We start from the raw sequence: 17,300 nt of genomic DNA, 5'->3' as shown, positions 1-17,300 counted from the left end.
GGTCTTCTAGCAATGTCCACTTTGCGGAGGTGTACTTTGCAAAATATTGACTACGGCAATTGCACAGTGGACTTCGCTATGGGCAAATTTGGATACTCCTAAGCAGTCATTGGCCAATAACTTGAGGTGACCCGAGACCCGCCGTCGTCATCCCTTGGAAGCCGGCGGGGCTGTTCGGATAGGAGATAGCAGCAATCGTTAGACCTACCATCCAACCGTACTCGCCAGCATCGGCTCCGGCAGCCGCCCCCAACACGCCCTAAGTGAAATACTGAAAGATCAGCCTTCAAGAATGGCCTGACGCAGAGTCTGAACGGCCCCAGAAATGCCCGCGTCTGGTAAGTTCGAAAAGCCTAGCATCAGAGCTGGCGGAAAAAGCCCCTCTACGGCGAGAGCCGTCATTGCCGCCGGTTTTTGGATTAAACCGTTACCCGGATCAGCGCAGCGACCGGGCGTCGTGTTGAGCCCGGTTCCCTCCGGCGTAACGCCCGACATTTCCACTGCTGTTGTTAATGTTCCCGAACGCCGGTATTTCCAGCTAAAGATAGGTCCACACTGAGCCACCGCACGAGGTTGTCAGGCAGGATTGGTAGCGCCTTTTCATTTGACGCGTCCTTTTCACTGTCAATTTCGATCACTGTGCTTTCAGCCCCTTCTTGATAGTCTTCCTCGTCAATTGACAGATCAAAATCGGGTGTACCCAGGAGCAACTCAAACAGCTGCCCACGGCTAAGCACCTTTTCATATTGATACTGGTCGTAGTCATGCGCGAGAAAGGGAATGCCGATTCGGAGGTCCTCGCTCGACGCCTCGCCCAGCCGCCCCACCCTATCAAGCCTGCCGATTCGCTGCTCAAGCCGGGCCGGGTTCCATGGCAGGTCGTGGTGGATCACCTCCGAACACTCCTTGTGCAGGTCAATGCCCTCGGACCCGATGGCCGTACAAACCAGGATGTCGGGTGCAAGCGGCGAGTTGAAAGCCGCGCACACAACAACCCTACGCGCAGCGGCCATGTCGCCGTCGAGCTTGATCACCAGCGGGTCTTCTTTCAGCTCAACGCCGCGCCACAGGCTGCGGCGCTGGGTGTTGGTCTGGTCCAGCGAGTTGATCGTCCCGTTGGCCTGCTCCAGGCCCTCAAGAAATCGGGTCACTTTCTTCCAGATGCTCTCGCCGTCACCGCGCGGCCTGGTCACACCTTCAAGCACGGCCTGCGCTGAACTCTTTCCCTCAGGCGCGGGCAAGGTCCTGCGCAGCAGGTCGGGCCGGAGCACAACCTTGCGCAAACCCGTCTGCAAACCCAGCAGGATGCTATAGAAGGCAACCAGGTTTCCGGCCTCCAGTTCCTTTGCTCCCGTGGCGGCAGGCCCGTGCAGAAACTGACTGGCTTCAGACTCCACCAAGGACCACAACGCGGTGTCAAACGCCGCTCCCTCATCGGGTGACCACAAGTTCTGACCATTGATGAATCCGCTGGCCAGGACTTCTTCAATCGATTGGGTCGCAGCCTCCTCGTCCAGCGTGGTGTCGCTTTGCGGGTTGAGCACTGCAGCAAGCACCTCACCGCGCTCCACGTCGTGCTCAAGCTTGTCCGTCAGCGCGGCAAGGAACGCGAGCGCGGTTCCGCCGGCAGCACCGCGCTTGATCTGGCGAAACTCCGCCCGCAAAAACCAGAGGTCCAGCAGCCGCAAAATCCGCCGCGGCGTGGCAAGCGTATTGGCCCTGCGCAGGCACGACTGAACAAAGGCGATGGCGTCATTGCGCGTCACTTCGTCGGCAATGCTCACGCCCCCCCCTGCACCCAGCCGGGTCCTCGAGCGGTACCACTGCACGTCAGAGAACAGGTGATCCGCCACAATTTTCTTGCGCGTCGCCTTGAAGTCCTCGGTGTCAGCGCCAAGCGCCTGCTCGATTTCGGCCTGCAACAGTTCTTCGATCTCCTCTGCCGTCGCAACCCGCTCACAGAAGATCAGCGTCTTGCGGCCCGCCTCGTAGTTTCGCAAGGCATGCTCCACCGTAGCCGACACCTTCGGGTGCCTTGACATCACTATCGCGTCCTCAAACAGCTTCATGTAGTCACGTGTGCCCGGCGGCAGGCCAGCGACTGCCGCCGCAGCGCCCTTGCTGCTCTCACGAAAGGCCGCAAGGCTCGAGCTCATGCCGCGCACAAGGCGGGCATTCGCCGGCTTGGCCTTGTCAGGCGTGGTGTCGCCCCTGATACGCTGGTCCAGCCGCATGGCCAGCAAGTTGATAAAGGCATGCTTCGGGCTGGTGAAGCCCGGCACCTTGTACATGGCATGCCGGCCCTCGGTCTTGACAGCAAACTCTTTGCCCGCATGAAAGCTCCTGTGGTCGCGGGTCTTCACATGCCGGATCATGATCTGCCGCTGCTTGAGCAGCAGTGCGTCAACGGCCTGCCGGTACTCAAAGGCTTTCAGGACAAACTCCTGAATGCCGGGCGATGCGCCTGCATCACGCGCCATCAGTTGCAAGCCGGCGTCCAAGCCGTCTAGCGGCAACCCGGCCAGGTCTGGCGCCAGAAGCAATGCAGAGTCTTCAGCGTCCAGGCTACGCAGCGACTGGTACAGGCGACCGTTGGCGTCAATGCACTTGTCCAGCAGGCTTTCACCGGCATAGATTTCGTCCAGTACCTGCGATGACCGCCCCTGCGGCGCATAGGCGTACTCAAAAACGTTGTGCATTTCGACCTTGTCAAGCTGGAAGGGCGTTGCCGACATCAACAGCTTGTGGTCAATGGCGGGTGCAAAGTTATTCTTGAAGCTTCTTGCCCCATTGGCGCCAGACTTCCAGTTGTGCACCTCGTCCACCACGGCTAGCTTGATGCCGGACTCCTTCAGCTTGGCGGCCACCACCCGCTCAAGTAAGGCCGAAAAGAAGTCCCTGATGGTCGAAGGCTTCTGTCCATCAGGGTCCCTCAAAAGCAGCTGCCAGATCGCCTCAAGCTCCTTGTCGTCCTGCAGTGCGTCACCCACCAAGTGCCTTGTGCGGTAAAGGTCGGCATTGCTCAGGCTCGTCAGCATCGTCACATCAGCCCCGGCCAGGATGGAGTTGGTCGACTTTTGCAGGGACTTCAGGGTGTACTCCCAAGTCTCCTTCCACCGGCCCTTGAGCAGAACTGCAAGCGCAAACGTTGCAAACTGCTGGTTCTGGTAGCTGTTGCTCTTGGGCCGACCCAAGGCGTTCATGCCCAGGATGAAAACGTTGGGCTCGTAGGCGTCCTGGTCCAGCGCAAAGTCCTTGAAGAGGTTCTTTACCTTGTAGGCTGAACCGGCAGGGTCATTCCATATGCCGCCTTTGGGTTTGAGCAACTTGTGCAGCGAGTCATTGTCTCCAGCGTTCCGCTTCTCAAGGAAAGCCCACCATGCTGCGGAAGAAAATTCCGATTCGAACTTCATCGCCTCAGCAGAAGCCCAGTCGAACTTCTCCAGCTCGGGCCACCAGTACTGCTTGTTGTTAACCCATCCCTTTTCAATCGCCCACCACCAGAGTGAATGGAGGATGCATTTGTACCTGCCATCGGAAATCCGCAACACTTCGGTGTCGTCATGGTCGTGCAGATTGGCCACCAAGTCCCAGAAACTGTCAACCACCAGCGGCTTCAGGGCACCCTTCACACCGGGCAACAAATAGCTGCCGCTGAAGCTGCGCAGCTCCTGCTCCCACTTGGAGCGCAGCACCGCGCTCTGCGGCGTGATCAACAGCGCCTTTGAGCCGTTCTTACTGCTGTCCAGCACGGTGTTGGCAATCACCGCCATGGCGACATATGTCTTGCCCATGCCGACCTGGTCGCCCAGCAATTGAGTGTCGCTGCCCTCGGCAAACCGCCGGCAAAACTCCCGCGCCGTGGCCCGCTGCCTTGCCCAGTCGGCTGCCAGTTCGGCGCGCTGGGGCGCCTCCTTCAGTATCTTGTCAAAGCGCTTGACCGACATTCGCACCTCCGCAAAAACTGATGTATTGGCCCAGCACGGGATTGCCTGCATCGCCGGGCATCTTCGCGAGAATCGCACCATGCAAGGCCTGGCCTGAACCGCCTTCTGCTGGCAACGCGCGCGCCAGCAAGGCCAGTTCACCGAGCTGAAAGACGCGAAGCAAATGGTCCACAGGGCCTGATTGCTGCCGGGTGATTACGGCCGCCAGCGTCTCGATCGGCGTGGCCACCGTCGCCTTCCAGGCGGACTGCCGCTGTTCCACCGGGAACGCGCCCACGGCTTCAGCCCGGCGGTGAAACTCCGCCTCCAACTGTGCGAACAGGCTCAGGTAGCGCTGCGCCTTGATCGTTGCGTTGTCCTCACGGTTGCCGTCGAAAGCCTGGCTGCTCCAGACAATCTCACCCCCCTCACCCGGCACACTCTCGTCAGGGTCGGCAGGCCCTGACTGGCCGATGCACAGCTGGTACAGCATCCAGTCTTCAGCCGACTCGTGCAGGTGAAGGTCGCGCTTTTCAAACAATGCGGGCGTGTGGCGGAAGGGCAGAAAAAACCTGCACTCTGCATCTACCTTCCAGACAAAACACAGGTTCCGCCCGCCCAGCAGCCGGGCAAACAGAGTGCTTGCGGCAAGGGGCACCGAGACACCAGCATTGAATTGCAGCCTTTCATGGCCCCAGAAGATGTCGTACTCGGCAAGCCTGTCCAGCTCGGAGCCGGACACACTGAACCTGAAGTTTGCCGAGTCTGCAACTTCCTCCAACACGATGGACTGCACAAAATCCGGGTAGCCGGGTTTGCCTTCGTAGTCGTCTTCATCTTGAACTTCAAACACCGTCGGCGCATCAAGCAGCAAGCTGTACTGGTTGTCGCGCACCGCGTGCAGGCTTGCCTCAACACCGGCAATGAACCTGGCCGCGCTGCCACGCTCGTACCAGGCCACGCCCATCTCGCGGTTGTCGCCGTTCCAGGCCTTACAGGTGAAGTTGGCACTGCCGCCATAAACGAGAAAGCCGTCGTCCCCGCAAAGCACCATCAGCTTGGCGTGCAGCTTGCGTTGCAGCTGCAGCCCGCGGTTGGCTCCATCATTGGCCACTTCAATGCGCCGTTGCTCTTCTTCACCCAGCGCCTCTTCAATCGCGTGCAGGACGCGCTTCGGCACTTCTGCAAAATGACCTTTGCACAACTTGCCGATGCATGCGCGGTCCGTCACGATGTGCAGGCCCTCCAGCTCGCCGAACTCACGCACCAGCATGCTAGCAAATGTGTCACTGCCCGTTCCCAAGTCAAAGAACGGCGACACGGCAAATACCCGGCGAACCCGCGCACCGCTAGACAGCTCGCGCCACAGCGCGCCAAGGCGCGCAAGGCCGCTCGTCGCGCCATAACCCGACGCCACCAAGTGGTGCCTGGCTTCACCCTGCCCTTTCTGCCAGTCACTAATACGTCGGCGCAATCCGGTGATGGCCGCCCCTAGCGACGCCGACTCAAAGTCGCCGTGGTGCTGCTCCAGAATTTCCGTGAAGTCGTTAAGCAGGCCCAAGTCCAGCGTCTCACTCTGGCTCCAGCGGAACTCATGAAAGAGCTCGCGGTTGCGGAACAGCCCGGTGTGGGTTAGGTTCATGGAACCCAGCAGCAATTGAACGCTCGCCTGCGTGACAACCAGGTAAGCCTTGGGGTGGTGGCACGAGAAGGCCGGCATCTTGACCGGCAGCAGGTCGAGGAAATGCGGAACGAGATTCGCCTCCTTTGTTTTTCTGGCGTCATAGATGACCACCGGTGCCAACTCTGAAATTTTCTTCAGGTCAAACCTGCGTGGCAGAAAGTTCTCGTCCATCGGTCTACCTGAAAGTAGGTTCAGTAGTTGCTGATCCTCAAACTCGTACGTCATGGCGACGATGTGCTCGACGGGGTCTTTGCCGGCCGCGTCAAAGATGGCCGTAAAGCAATCGCGCAGCGAGTGATGGGTTGCAGCCGTGGTCATTGCACTGCTCCAAAAGCCCAGTCATGCCAGATGCGGCAACGCCTGAAATGCCAATCGCGGCGCGAGCGGTATTGCAAGTGGTTGATCTTGTCGCCGACGGTGGCGCAGCCATCCACGTCCTCAAGCACCCGCCCGATTTCATTGCGGTCGGCCTTGCCCGTCACGAGCAGGCGCGAACCTTCCAGAAAGGGAGAGACGCCTTTTGCCCGCTGATGCCTGACGTGGTGCGAAATGATCACGTCCTCCAACTTCTCGTACTTGCCCGGCGTGGCCGCCAACTCAGAAAAGAGCTTGCCCGGCTGGTGCCCCTGCAAGATTGCGTTCTCCTTAGCGATCGCCACAATGGCCACGGCCAGTTCGTCACGTTCTACCATCGGCTCCAGCGGCGCTGTGCTTGCCACTTCAAGCATGGCCAGCCGGGTATCAAAGATCAACTGCACCGCGCCCGAGAGGCGCTCAAACCTCTCGATTGCGGCCATCTCTGCCGCTAGCGCAGGGTAGCGCGCCTGCAAGGTCTGATGAAACTCGTGATGCGCCCGCGGGGATAGCTCGGCCGTGTCCAGTTCCTCAAAGCCCACGGGCTGCTCCCACAAGGGCTGGGTATGTGTGTGCAGCCTAGTCCAGCGCTCGATCAACTGTTGCCATTGCGCCTGCTCGCCGGTGGACGGCAGCGCTTGGAGGTGAAAAGCCTGCTGCAGTTCCATCAGGTCGGCCTTGACAAACTCCTCACCGGCATTCCATCGGGTCAGCCAATCGGTGAAGTCATGTCCGTCGCGGCTCGCAGCCGCCTTGGCAAGTGCCGCGCCCTGCGCATTCAGCGCTCGCGCGCCAGGCTCGAGCAGCCCCCAAGCAAGGCTGGGCTGGCTGTAGTGGCCAAGCGTGCCGTAGGACAAGCGGGAATAAATGGCGTCGCGCCTCGAGATTTTTTTGAGGCCGATGCGCTCGCCCAGCAAATCCCTGTACTTGGTGATATTCAAAATGGTGGTGCCATGCGCAGCGTTCAGCAGGCCCCAGAAGATCTCAGTCTCTCTGAACTTGCGGGAGAAACCAGCACTGCCCGCCTTGTAACCCTCTCCATCCAGAAGCTGCCACGCCATGCACAAGAAGCCGTGGTACCCGGGCCGGTTCGTCAGCACCGTGAACTGCCGGAAGATCGTGTCCTGCAATGCGCGCGATGGTTTCAGAAAGCCGAGCGGATCGACCAGAATGCCGGCCCTCTCGGTGATCACATATTCACTGAATTTCATTCATACCTCTGGGACAGGTCAACATTTACACCCCCGGTCGCCCATGACGAGTTTGGCATCTATGGGCGCTAAGGGCCAGGGCGCCAGCAGTCACCTGCTGGCGCCTTTTTTCATTCAAGTTCAGTCAGTCTTGGCCTTTGTTTTCATCGTCACAGACCCGCACATCGTCTTTCTTGGGCCCACCATCCCGTTTCAACACATGATCCACGATGTAGCTGGTGGGGTAGTCGTACATACCACCTTGTGAGTTTGTTTCTTTCATGATCAGAGCGAAGTTGCACGCCAACATGGTTATGGCATGCCCGTCTACAAGCGCCTTAGGCCCGAATTGAACTGCCACATCGTGTCTCCCAAATCTGGCTTGTGTAGCGGCTGTAGCTACGCCTCGAAAACCTGCAAGGCCTTCACCGCTGTTGTGAACCCGATGGATGATGGGATAGCCCTGTTTGACAGCCCCGTCCCTACGGAGATGCGTCCAGTTCGTGACTGGGGAAGTGTCGAAGGCGTAAACCTCCTTTATTGACTTCGTCAGGTATCCAGCCTGTTGTGCCAGTCCACCGCCTAGGGAGTGCCCGACAGCATAGATCGGTACCCCAGCCGCCTCGGCAAGGATTCGATCAGTCAGCTTTTCAATGTGGAGACGCGCAATTGCATATTGCTGGGGTTCAAAACCGAAGAAATTTGAGAGGTTGGTACCCCAATCTGACGCGGTCTGTCCAGCTCTAGTCTCGCTTCCTCGAAAAGCAATCACGGCTTCAGTAATTTTTTCTTCAGCACTACGATGAACATAGGTCTCGTAGAACAAGCCACTTTCATTGAAGCAGGGCGATGGATCACCTGCTTTAGTTTTTTCCGGCAACCACCTTTCCCAACGTCCTGCAGCAGCAGTGCTTCTAGGCATACCGAAGTGCCTATCGCCCACAAAGCTGGGATTGAGGTAATCGCATCCGATTCGGTCACGGTCTTTTCGATCTATGTCGTACCGGTAGGCAGTCAGTGCAAACAAGGACATCAGGCCGTACCTGTTGGACATCTCGACCAAAAACCAATCGTCCTTGTTTTTTGGTTCCGATATATCGTTCTTACCAGGTTTGCCACCACTTCTATCGTCATAGATTTCACGGTTGGCATCCAGAAGAAAGATGCTTCCACAACCGGTGACTGTGGTCAGACTTGTTGCGAAAACAACCAAGCGCAGCCACCCGGCTGAATTCGTGAAGAACGTTCTCATGATGTAGCCCCTTTTTTGCAGTCTAGAGCTAATTAATGTGAGCGCCCATCCCCCATTCGGGTGAATTTGAGCTGCTTGCCGACTGACTACCGGCATCAGGGAGAGTGGGTGAGCTTTTTGAGGGCCGGCATTAGAGCCGCGGCCGTCGTCAACAAAATGGCCACGCCACAGAAACTTCTTTTGCTGACCATCACGGCGGCAAATTGCACATTGAGCAGCACTAGATAGATATGGGCCAGAAGCAGATCTTCGTGAATGTACACAATCGGGAGTTTCAATGGTTGTCGCATCACTCTTCTTCGCATCTGCCGACCGGTTTGTCGATTCGCCAGAATTGGATCGAGCCTTTCCGACTGCTATTTGGTAGGGCCTGGGGAGGCTGCAAGAACCACTTTGGGTCGACAACCAATTGGCCTGTAGCAGTCACCAGCGAATGACCGCTATCTGACATTCCAGTTGAATCCGCCCGTCTAACCAGTCTTTCCTGAAACTTACCCAATTGGGTGATGTGCAAACACCAAAAGAGGCGTCAAAATCAACGTCAATCGACAGCGGTGTTTGTCGAGATTTTCCGAGGGTCACCCTATGGCTTGGTACTGGAAAACCTTAATCTCTGTTGCAGTCATTGCCCTGATTGCGGGGCCATTTAGACGTCATATCCTGCGTAGAACGCCACGTATTGAGCGAGGCGCTGACAGAGGATCTGAAAGACCGGTGTCTGTACTGCTTGTGCACGGAACATTCGCTAGGCGTGCGCCTTGGACACGACCAGAGAGTCGATTCGCAGCATACGTAACGCAAGCCTTCGGAGCATGTTCTATCGACACATTACTTTGGAGCGGCGACAACAGCCATTCGGAACGCGAGGCCGCTGCATGCCTAGCCCAGGATTGGATTGAACAGAACGATGCACCATATATTTATCTAATTGGTCACAGTCATGGCGGAGGAGTGGCTGCGATGGGAGCCTCACGTGCAGCCCGCAAGGATGTACATGTAATAACACTCTCTACGCCGTTCCTTCACTTTGAACCGCGTTATGCCAGCTTTGCCTCCACGCCGGACGAGTTCTCAACCGAAACAGATAAGGTCCGCTTGATGATTTTGATCGAAACTTTTCTATTGCTGCTCGCGGGATATTTTGTAATCCCACAAGATTGGCTGTATGACGCGTTCATCGTAATAGTCGTTGTGTGGCAAGTGTATGCAAATACCCTCTTCAAAGAGCGCTCTAGAGCTATTCTCGTAAAGCGCATCGAGAACATACGCAAATCGACAGTGAGCTTTGCAAAACACACCGAAGTAACTTTGGATCCGAGCCAACTGCTCGTGCTGAGGACTACAAATGATGAAGCGTCCTTTCTTCTGGCATTGAGCGCTTTTTCATCATGGATTCTGCAGACGCTGGTTAGATTCATTCAAACGATCTTTCAACTTACCAGGAGATTAGAGAAATTAGTAGCGGAGTATTTCAATCCAATGTTCATAGTCAGCGTTCTGATGCTCGTTTGTTTGGGATTTCTCAAACAAAGCGAGACTTACGCGTCGCTAGGAAACGATGTCTTGGAACATTTCGGGAATGCTCTGTCTATGCTTCTTTTCATTGCCTATGCGGTTAAAGTTCGTGCCATGGCTCTCGTCGTTGAAGCTTTGAGCTTCATTTTGACGGCGCCCCTTTTTATGCTGGTGGCGCTCCCATTCGGCCTTGAAACGGCTCTTCGGGCTTCCGTCCTACGCATAAGTGCTGAAGCCGCTCCACCTGGTACTTGGACAATAACTACGTTGCGAGCTCAAAACGCACTTCTGTCCCATAGCGAAATTTATGAGCGGCAAGAGATTGCTGCCGCCCTTGCATCGGTCCACGAGAACTTGTTGCAAGCTATTCCAGGCGCGGACTAAGGTACTCCTTGAGTTAAAAAAGGACGTTGTCCAGATGCATATTCCAGTCAAACCAGCCACTAATACCAATCCAAACACTATCACCCATTGCTCAAGCGAAACTTGATAGAGTGTTTTCAACAAGGCTTAGGGGGGCAGTGTTTCGGCCAGTAGTCCTGCAAGCACAACTACTCACAGAGATTACTATTTCAACGAAAAAATCAACTCCCAGTGTTGCCGCTCAAAAGGTGTTGCTCTCCGTTCTTTCGGCTGCGCAGAAGCAGCCGCCGATAGAGCCTATCGAACACGTTTTTGTACTAATGCTGCATTTTCATCACGAAACGTACCAACCTAAAAATCTAACCTAAATGTCTGCTTGCGGGCTACAAGTCAGACATCTTGGATTCCCGCTTCGGGTCAACTGGAGCTATGGGCCAGAAGGAGACATAAAGGAATGTCAGCTATCAGGCCTACCTTTCTTCGATTTCGGCCTCAATATCCCCCGAATGGGGGATACGCAATTACATGACTTCCGGTTAGGCTTCTCACATGGGTAAGCAAATTCAGTTACTGATGAGTACCAAAGATGAAGAGCAACTAATTGCTTTTCTTCACAGTACTTGCGAAATCGAGATTTTTGAAAGTTTCGCCCCAACCAAAGAAGGTCTTTTGGTTCACGGCTTCAATGAAATGTTCTCCGGGCACTGGCACTACACAATTTGGAATAAGAGCTTCCAATGGAATCCAGAGTACGGAACAGTCGGAACAAAAGCGCACGACCCAGAATGCATAGGTTGGTATTACTTTTCCAACGCTGCTCAAGCTCCGGTCCTTGAAGTAACAAGAAGCCAGCCTGATTTGAGCGCGCCTGGTCGCTTGTATTGGGCCAACAACTTTTCTGCACCAAATGGCCTGAGCTATGACCCAGAAGAATTCAGCCGTTGGATTGACAAAATTTGGAGATGGGTTCGAAAGACCGGTTACAAAATTAGCGAGATGCCACTTCAGCCCTATGCTTTGCCGCATGCAGCAGCACAAATCGCCTAACCCGGAAATCGAGAGGATGGCCACAAGCAACGCTTGTGGTTCCCTACGCCGCGCTCTGGCAGCTTTTCACTTCTACGGTATGACTCATGAGTGACGCTGCAGCTATGCGTATCGCACAAATCACAGCCATCCTGCTCATCTCATTGCACTGTATGACCGTACAAGCTCAATCACCTGTACCACGCGAACAGTTAGAGCAAATGTTCGCGAACATTACCAAGCAAACAAAGTGGGACATGTCTCGGCCAATGCTTTGGGGGTATTTCTTCACAAATAAATCACGCCCACCTCTTGAAGCCGCCGCAAAGGAATTGTCCGCACAGGGCTACAAGGTTGTGAATATCTATCTGTCCGACAAGGACAAGCCGAACGCCCCTGATCTTTGGTGGTTGCATGTTGAGCGCGTTGAAGCGCATTCCGTTGAGAGTCTGCATTCACGCAACACGGAGCTTGCGGCCTTCGCCAAACGCAGCAGACTCGGCGCTTATGACGGTATGGACGTAGGCCCAGTGGCAGCCGTCAATAAATGAAACCAAAGTCAATGTACCAGAAGTTTAACGCTACGGTCGAGGAGAAGCCGTGCGATGAAACCGCGCGGCCCCTCACTTTCACGCTTCGTAAATGCGGGAGTAAGAAATGGCTGCCCAGATTTCAGGGGAACTTCGTGACATCAAGGAGCGCGCCCTCAAAAGCATGCTCTCGTACATGGAGCGAGAAGAGGGAGAGGACGATTTCGATGACTACTCGAAGGAAGACATTGAACGTTGTGCGTCAATATTGGATGGATACCTATCTTCAGTGCTAGAGCCATCCATGCACGGAAAGAGCGAGGGGATCATGGCAGCAGTGAAGACGGCTGTGCTTGAACTCAATGACCTGAATGAGCAGTGCGAACACAGCCTCATTGAAACGGACCAACGAGAGGATATATGCGAGCTGATCATTGCCGCTGCCTCTTTGGCTGGTCTTGGCGAAAACGGCGACATCACAGAGGAGTGGCGCGAATGGTAGACGTACCGCATAACAGGTCAATCCATGCGACCGCCTGCGGCATCGCGTGATCTCCAACGTTACGCATCAAAGGAACGTACCGTGCCAAAGGAAGTAGACGACAAGTTTTACGATCGTGCAGATGCGCACATCCATCTGACAAACGATCATCAGACTGAGATTGGCAGGGGCAAGGCCAGTGCGTCAATGCTCTACGCAACGGCGAGATTCAATGCCTGGGTGAGTGCATGCGGTTTTTCCAATGGCGCAGAGATGGAACAAGCGAAAACCGAAACGCTCGATTACTTCTTGGAGCAATACCGTTTGATGCTGGAGGAAAACCTTGACGACTACATCCTGAATTTCTCGAAATACATGGCTCCCAGCGATGGTGATGCTTAACCTGCCGCGTGCTGAGAAGTGCCAGCGTTACGCCCTTTTTAAGGAGGGCGCATGAGCCCGTTTTGGAAAATTTTTGGCTTGGGAGCGGTAGCCGTTCTGATTTTTGATACGGTGGCTTCGCTTGCATCCAACGGCTTGGGATTCCCCTACGGGTATGCGGCGATAGGTTCAGTACTTATCTACGCCGTGGTCGGATACTTTGCTTTCCGCCGAGGGGGCCTTATTTGGGTTGTCGGTGCGGCTGTTTTAGTTGCGCTAGTCGATGCGACGCTGGGCTTGTATATCTCTGGTCAGATTGGGCCAGGAGCACTTCCAACAGATCGATTCTCTATCCCCGTCATTGCGACAGTACTAGTATCCGCCTTTATCTTCTCCGTCCTTAGCGCTCTCGTTGGTTCCGCACTAGCCCGCGTGCTACACGGCCATCGATCTGTGAACAATGCATACATGTCAGTCAACGTGGAACGTCAATCCACGCAGGCGCCCTTGGCCCCCTTCATGTCAAGAGTGCAAATGGAGACCGTACTTCACACATACGGTACTGTTGCAGTCGCAATTTCGAGCGACAGTCCGCCAATGGTTCTAGGCATTGCCAATTCCATTGGCGCGGAGCTGCATCTGAATGGTGAGGTCTTCCTAGATTCTGGGAAGGGAGATTGGCTAGGCTTCTACGACTGGCTTAGATCAACTTCAGGTCAAGTTATCGGGGTCCGCATCTGGCTTGACACAAAACTACCTCGGCCCCTCTTCAAGTGCCAAGGCGTTGAACTCATTAAGGCGGACCAACAGCTACTGATCTTCTTTGGTCAAGAAAGGCAGTTTGACGAATCATCGTCAGGCGATCAAGATTTCTGCTCGAATCAGCTATTTCTTTCCAAGGATAGGTTTGCGCTAACTTTCAACGGCCCAGGGCCAACCTGAAGAATGCATCTACGCCACAACTGCGATCTCACAATTCGCAAGTTCAACACCGTGCCTGCGCATAGCGGCCTGCAACAGGAGCGTTAGGCTTCACATGGATGTAAATGGCCTTAACCCTATTTTCTCCGGGACACTCGGCGGACTGATTGCAGTTCTGATTTGCTACGCATGGTCAAAGTGGGTTCCGCGGATGTATGGCGGTAAATCCTCAGAAACGTTGGTCTTTCAGTTTCGATGGGCGATTCGCTTGGCAAACCTACTCTTGTTGGGTGGCTTTCTAGCCGGTATAGCCTTGTACCCATTGGGCGGGTACGACAAAGGTGATTGGCGGCCATTTGGAGTCGGATTTGGTTTCGCACTTTCATCGCCATTGCTTGTGCTTCCAGTAGTTGCCATGCTGTGTAGGCGCAAGCCGAGTGAGGCATACATTGCGTATTCCATTTCTCAGAAGACGCCGCCGGTCATTCTTTATGCATTGCTTGCGGCTGGCATTCCATTGTTGGCTGTGTCAGCCGCAAAGCTATTCTGGTAGGCACCTGAAACATCACCTCATGCCCATCGTCAAACCAAGCTGGACTCTGCATATTTGCCCATGTGGCTGTGGCAAATCGCTTCGCTTGCTCCAAGGAGGGTTCGAGTATGGCAGTGGAAGCAATGTACTGTTCCGAACGGCACTTATGGCGTGTCAGCCCGGAGAGCCACACGTTTTGACTCAAATCGGAAGTGGTCCCTGGCATGAATCAGATTCAAGTATTTGGTGGGTAACGTTGCACACGCGCGTCCAGGATGGCAATTTGGCGACCAGCATCACGGAGCCAACCGATGCCCCATTTAGCGCCCTCATCGCTGCTTCAGGTCGAATGCTCACGCGCGCTCAAGTTCTTGAACAGGTCGGCGCAAAGGAATGGGCATGCGAGGTTGTGTATGGGCTGACCGTTGAGCACCAAGATATCTCATCATTTGTTCTGGGGCAAACCGGGGCCTAACTCCTCCGTCAACGGGACATCCCTCACGTCGAACCTTGGTCGGCTGAACGCCCACCACATGTCACTCAAGAGGTCCAGATGTATCTTTCACAACCCAAGTATCCGAGCGCGCAAGAACTCCTCGCGGCAGACGCAAAAACTCCACTTGTGGACTCGGAACTCGATGATCAACTGTGGCTCTTGCTTTGCGACCGGATTCGTAGCCCCGACGACCTTGATGGATTACCAAGTGCCATCGGGGTGTACTACGCATCGAGACTGCTCCAGTGGGAGGTCGGAAACGGCGGCTTCTCTCAGGCTGCCTACAACGTACCTGAGTGGTTATCTCGTGCGGCTACAGCATATGAAGTCCTTGGTAGGGAACAGTTTTCCGCGCTCCTTCGTAAAGCCGATGGCCTCATTCCTTCGGACCCTGAACAGTTGGAGGCGCTCGAACCATCGTTCGTAGAGCTGGACGGCCACCTCGACGCGATCGAATGGGAAATAGATCAGGCACGCATCTCTTATGTTCGGAGTCAACGCGATGCATTTTTCCAACAAGAGGTCCTGCCATTGGCACTTCTTGGCAAATGGAAAGCAACGATCCAGCATCCGAGTGGAACGCCGATGACATCGCTTGTTCAATTCACCCACAACCTGCAATTCACGAGTTCAACAACAGTCAATGAAACTCTCTTGATGGAGGCCTCAGGCAGTTGGAAGCTATCCGGACAAACGCTTGAATGGCGGTACGAGCGGTCTTCGCATCCTGCCGTACCGATTGGACTCGTTGATACAGACGACATCAAAAGTGTGAGCGCCAATGAACTTTCTCTTATTTCCAGAAGCTCTGGAAGGCAGCAAACCTATCGAAGAATTTAATGATGTTCGTGGCAACGCCTTTGCCCTAGAAGCGCTGGCAATCCTGAAGGAACACATAGTTGCATCGTTTATTTACTTAGGACACATGTGTGTGTCGAGCTGTCGGGCCTGTCCTGAATGTCCGTTATGCCAACTTCTAGACAGGGGCCCAACGGAGAAACGCATGCAATCCGACATTGGTCTCAATTGGGCCGAGGCTGTGTGGAAACTCCTTGAATCCTGCCGCATATTTGCTATGACTTATCGAACTGCGTGGAAGGTTGGATATGTCCAGATTCATAGAGGGTCAAGACAGAAGCCAGGTCACTTTGCTGCCGGAATGCCTGGAGGACTTCATAGCCGATGACAACCCAGTCCGGGTAGTGGACGCCTTCATAGGCGAACTGGACATGGTGGCACTAGGGTTCGAGGGAGCTACTCCAGCGACAACAGGCCGCCCGGCGTATCACCCCGCTGTCATGTTGAAGGTATACCTCTATGGGTACCTCAATCGCATTCAGTCCAGCCGCCGTCTGGAGCGTGAATGCCAGCGTAATGTTGAACTCATGTGGCTGACGGGCAGGCTGTCTCCAGACTTCAAAACCATTGCAGACTTCCGCCGTGACAACAGTGCGGGCATTCGCAACGTATGCCGCCGCTTCGTCATGCTGTGCCGCGATCTCAAACTCTTTAGCCAGGCAGTGGTGGCAATCGACGGCAGCAAATTCAAGGCGGTTAACTCGCGTGATTGCAACTTCACGAATGGAAAGATCGACAAACGTCAGGAGCAGATTGAAGAGAGCATCCAACGCTATCTGAGTGCACTGGAGACCGCGGATCGCACGCAGCCTGTTGAGCTTGAGGCCAAGACAGCGCGTCTGACAGACAAGATTGCACGGTTGCGCCAACAAATGCGTGAGCTCGACGCAATCAAAGAACAGCTCAAGACACAGCCAGACGGTCAAATATCCAGGACCGATCCCGATGCACGGTCCATGGCAACCAGCGCCAGAGGTTCAGGCATGGTGGCTTACAACGTGCAGGTGGCCGTGGATGCCAAACACCACTTGATCGTTGCGCATGAGGTAACCAATGCCGGTAGCGACCGAACGCAACTCAGCCCCATGGCACAAGCCGCGCGTGAAGCCATGGGCAAGAAGAGACTACGCGCCCTCGCAGACCGGGGGTACTTTAGTGGAAATCAAATCAAAGCATGTGCGGATGTCGGCATTGCGGTTGTGCTGCCCAAGCCAACGACATCCAATGCAAAGGCAGACGGACGGTTCGATAAAGCTGACTTCACATACATCAAGAAGGACGACGAATACGAATGCCCAGCCGGACAGAGGGCGACCTTCCGTATGGTCACAGAAGAGAGAGGGATGATGCTGCGCCGCTACTGGAGCAGCGCCTGTCCTAAGTGCCCGTTGAAAGCGCAGTGCACGCCAAGCGGATACAGACGTATAACGCGTTGGGAACACGAAGAGGTACTAGAGGCTGTACAACGCCGCCTCGATCAATCACCCGAATCCATGATGATCAGGAGACGAACTGTTGAGCACGTATTCGGAACGCTCAAGAGCTGGATGGGTTACACGCACTTCCTGACGCGTCAGTTGCGGCACGTAGGTGCTGAGATGAGCTTCAATGTGTTGGCCTACAACTTCAAGAGAGTCCTGCAGATCTTGGGGTTCGAGGGAATGATGAAGGCGATGAGACTGGCAAGGGCATGAGCCCTTTGCCTTCAATTGACGCCTTGCAAAGGGGCAATGCAACTGCATAGGACCTCTTGGACGGCATCAGCTGATGCAATCACCAGAAATTCCGCTT

The 17,300-nt window shown here is 55.0% G+C and carries 13 protein-coding genes; 8 read left to right on the top strand and 5 right to left on the bottom strand.

Annotated features, from left to right (window positions below):
* Positions 1 to 509: 509 nt before the first annotated feature.
* The 5 genes from RS694_RS20645 to RS694_RS03915 all read right to left on the bottom strand — a co-directional run bounded on the left by RS694_RS20645 (position 510) and on the right by RS694_RS03915 (position 8,696).
* On the bottom strand, positions 510 to 3,947 hold the full coding sequence (locus RS694_RS20645; protein WP_029707041.1) for a DEAD/DEAH box helicase: 3,438 nt from the start codon (positions 3,945 to 3,947) through the stop codon (positions 510 to 512).
* The gene (locus RS694_RS03930; protein ID WP_051391807.1) at positions 3,928 to 5,928 is read right to left on the bottom strand and encodes a phospholipase D-like domain-containing protein; all 2,001 of its coding nucleotides are present in this window, start codon (positions 5,926 to 5,928) and stop codon (positions 3,928 to 3,930) included. The genes RS694_RS20645 and RS694_RS03930 overlap by 20 nt, the downstream gene beginning before the upstream one ends.
* Positions 5,925 to 7,175 (bottom strand): hypothetical protein, encoded by a 1,251-nt coding sequence (locus RS694_RS03925; RefSeq protein ID WP_029707039.1) that lies wholly within the window; start codon positions 7,173 to 7,175, stop codon positions 5,925 to 5,927. The genes RS694_RS03930 and RS694_RS03925 overlap by 4 nt, the downstream gene beginning before the upstream one ends.
* A 124-nt stretch (positions 7,176 to 7,299) precedes the next feature.
* Positions 7,300 to 8,406, bottom strand: a complete 1,107-nt coding sequence (locus tag RS694_RS20640) for a Tle-like phospholipase domain-containing protein (RefSeq protein WP_029707038.1) — start codon at positions 8,404 to 8,406, stop codon at positions 7,300 to 7,302.
* Positions 8,407 to 8,501: 95 nt separating this feature from the next.
* The gene (locus RS694_RS03915; RefSeq protein ID WP_029707037.1) at positions 8,502 to 8,696 is read right to left on the bottom strand and encodes a hypothetical protein; all 195 of its coding nucleotides are present in this window, start codon (positions 8,694 to 8,696) and stop codon (positions 8,502 to 8,504) included.
* A 295-nt stretch (positions 8,697 to 8,991) separates the two neighbouring features.
* Between RS694_RS03915 and RS694_RS03910 the strand changes: the two genes are divergently transcribed.
* The 8 genes from RS694_RS03910 to RS694_RS03875 all read left to right on the top strand — a co-directional run bounded on the left by RS694_RS03910 (position 8,992) and on the right by RS694_RS03875 (position 17,203).
* Positions 8,992 to 10,305 (top strand): esterase/lipase family protein, encoded by a 1,314-nt coding sequence (locus RS694_RS03910; protein WP_081708592.1) that lies wholly within the window; start codon positions 8,992 to 8,994, stop codon positions 10,303 to 10,305.
* 528 nt (positions 10,306 to 10,833) lie between these two features.
* Positions 10,834 to 11,331, top strand: a complete 498-nt coding sequence (locus tag RS694_RS20390; protein WP_029707034.1) for a hypothetical protein — start codon at positions 10,834 to 10,836, stop codon at positions 11,329 to 11,331.
* A gap of 86 nt (positions 11,332 to 11,417) precedes the next feature.
* A complete protein-coding gene (locus tag RS694_RS03905) occupies positions 11,418 to 11,861 on the top strand; it encodes a ribonuclease E inhibitor RraB (protein WP_244898409.1) in 444 nt (147 codons plus the stop codon).
* Positions 11,862 to 11,967: 106 nt separating this feature from the next.
* The gene (locus tag RS694_RS20635) at positions 11,968 to 12,342 is read left to right on the top strand and encodes a hypothetical protein (protein WP_051391806.1); all 375 of its coding nucleotides are present in this window, start codon (positions 11,968 to 11,970) and stop codon (positions 12,340 to 12,342) included.
* An 81-nt stretch (positions 12,343 to 12,423) separates the two neighbouring features.
* Entirely contained in the window at positions 12,424 to 12,723 is a 300-nt protein-coding gene (locus RS694_RS03895; RefSeq protein WP_029707031.1) for a DUF3144 domain-containing protein, read from the top strand.
* 51 nt (positions 12,724 to 12,774) lie between these two features.
* Positions 12,775 to 13,644 (top strand): hypothetical protein, encoded by an 870-nt coding sequence (locus tag RS694_RS03890; protein WP_029707029.1) that lies wholly within the window; start codon positions 12,775 to 12,777, stop codon positions 13,642 to 13,644.
* A gap of 1,064 nt (positions 13,645 to 14,708) precedes the next feature.
* On the top strand, positions 14,709 to 15,491 hold the full coding sequence (locus RS694_RS20385) for a DMP19 family protein (RefSeq protein ID WP_076069340.1): 783 nt from the start codon (positions 14,709 to 14,711) through the stop codon (positions 15,489 to 15,491).
* 266 nt (positions 15,492 to 15,757) lie between these two features.
* On the top strand, positions 15,758 to 17,203 hold the full coding sequence (locus RS694_RS03875; RefSeq protein WP_076069337.1) for an IS1182 family transposase: 1,446 nt from the start codon (positions 15,758 to 15,760) through the stop codon (positions 17,201 to 17,203).
* The last annotated feature ends 97 nt before the right edge of the window (positions 17,204 to 17,300 follow it).

This window comes from Rhodoferax saidenbachensis (assembly GCF_001955715.1).
GTDB classification, from domain to species: Bacteria; Pseudomonadota; Gammaproteobacteria; order Burkholderiales; family Burkholderiaceae_C; genus Allorhodoferax; species Allorhodoferax saidenbachensis.
The sequence above is the reverse complement of the archived record's forward strand: the minus strand, read 5'-3'. Positions and strand labels throughout refer to the sequence as shown.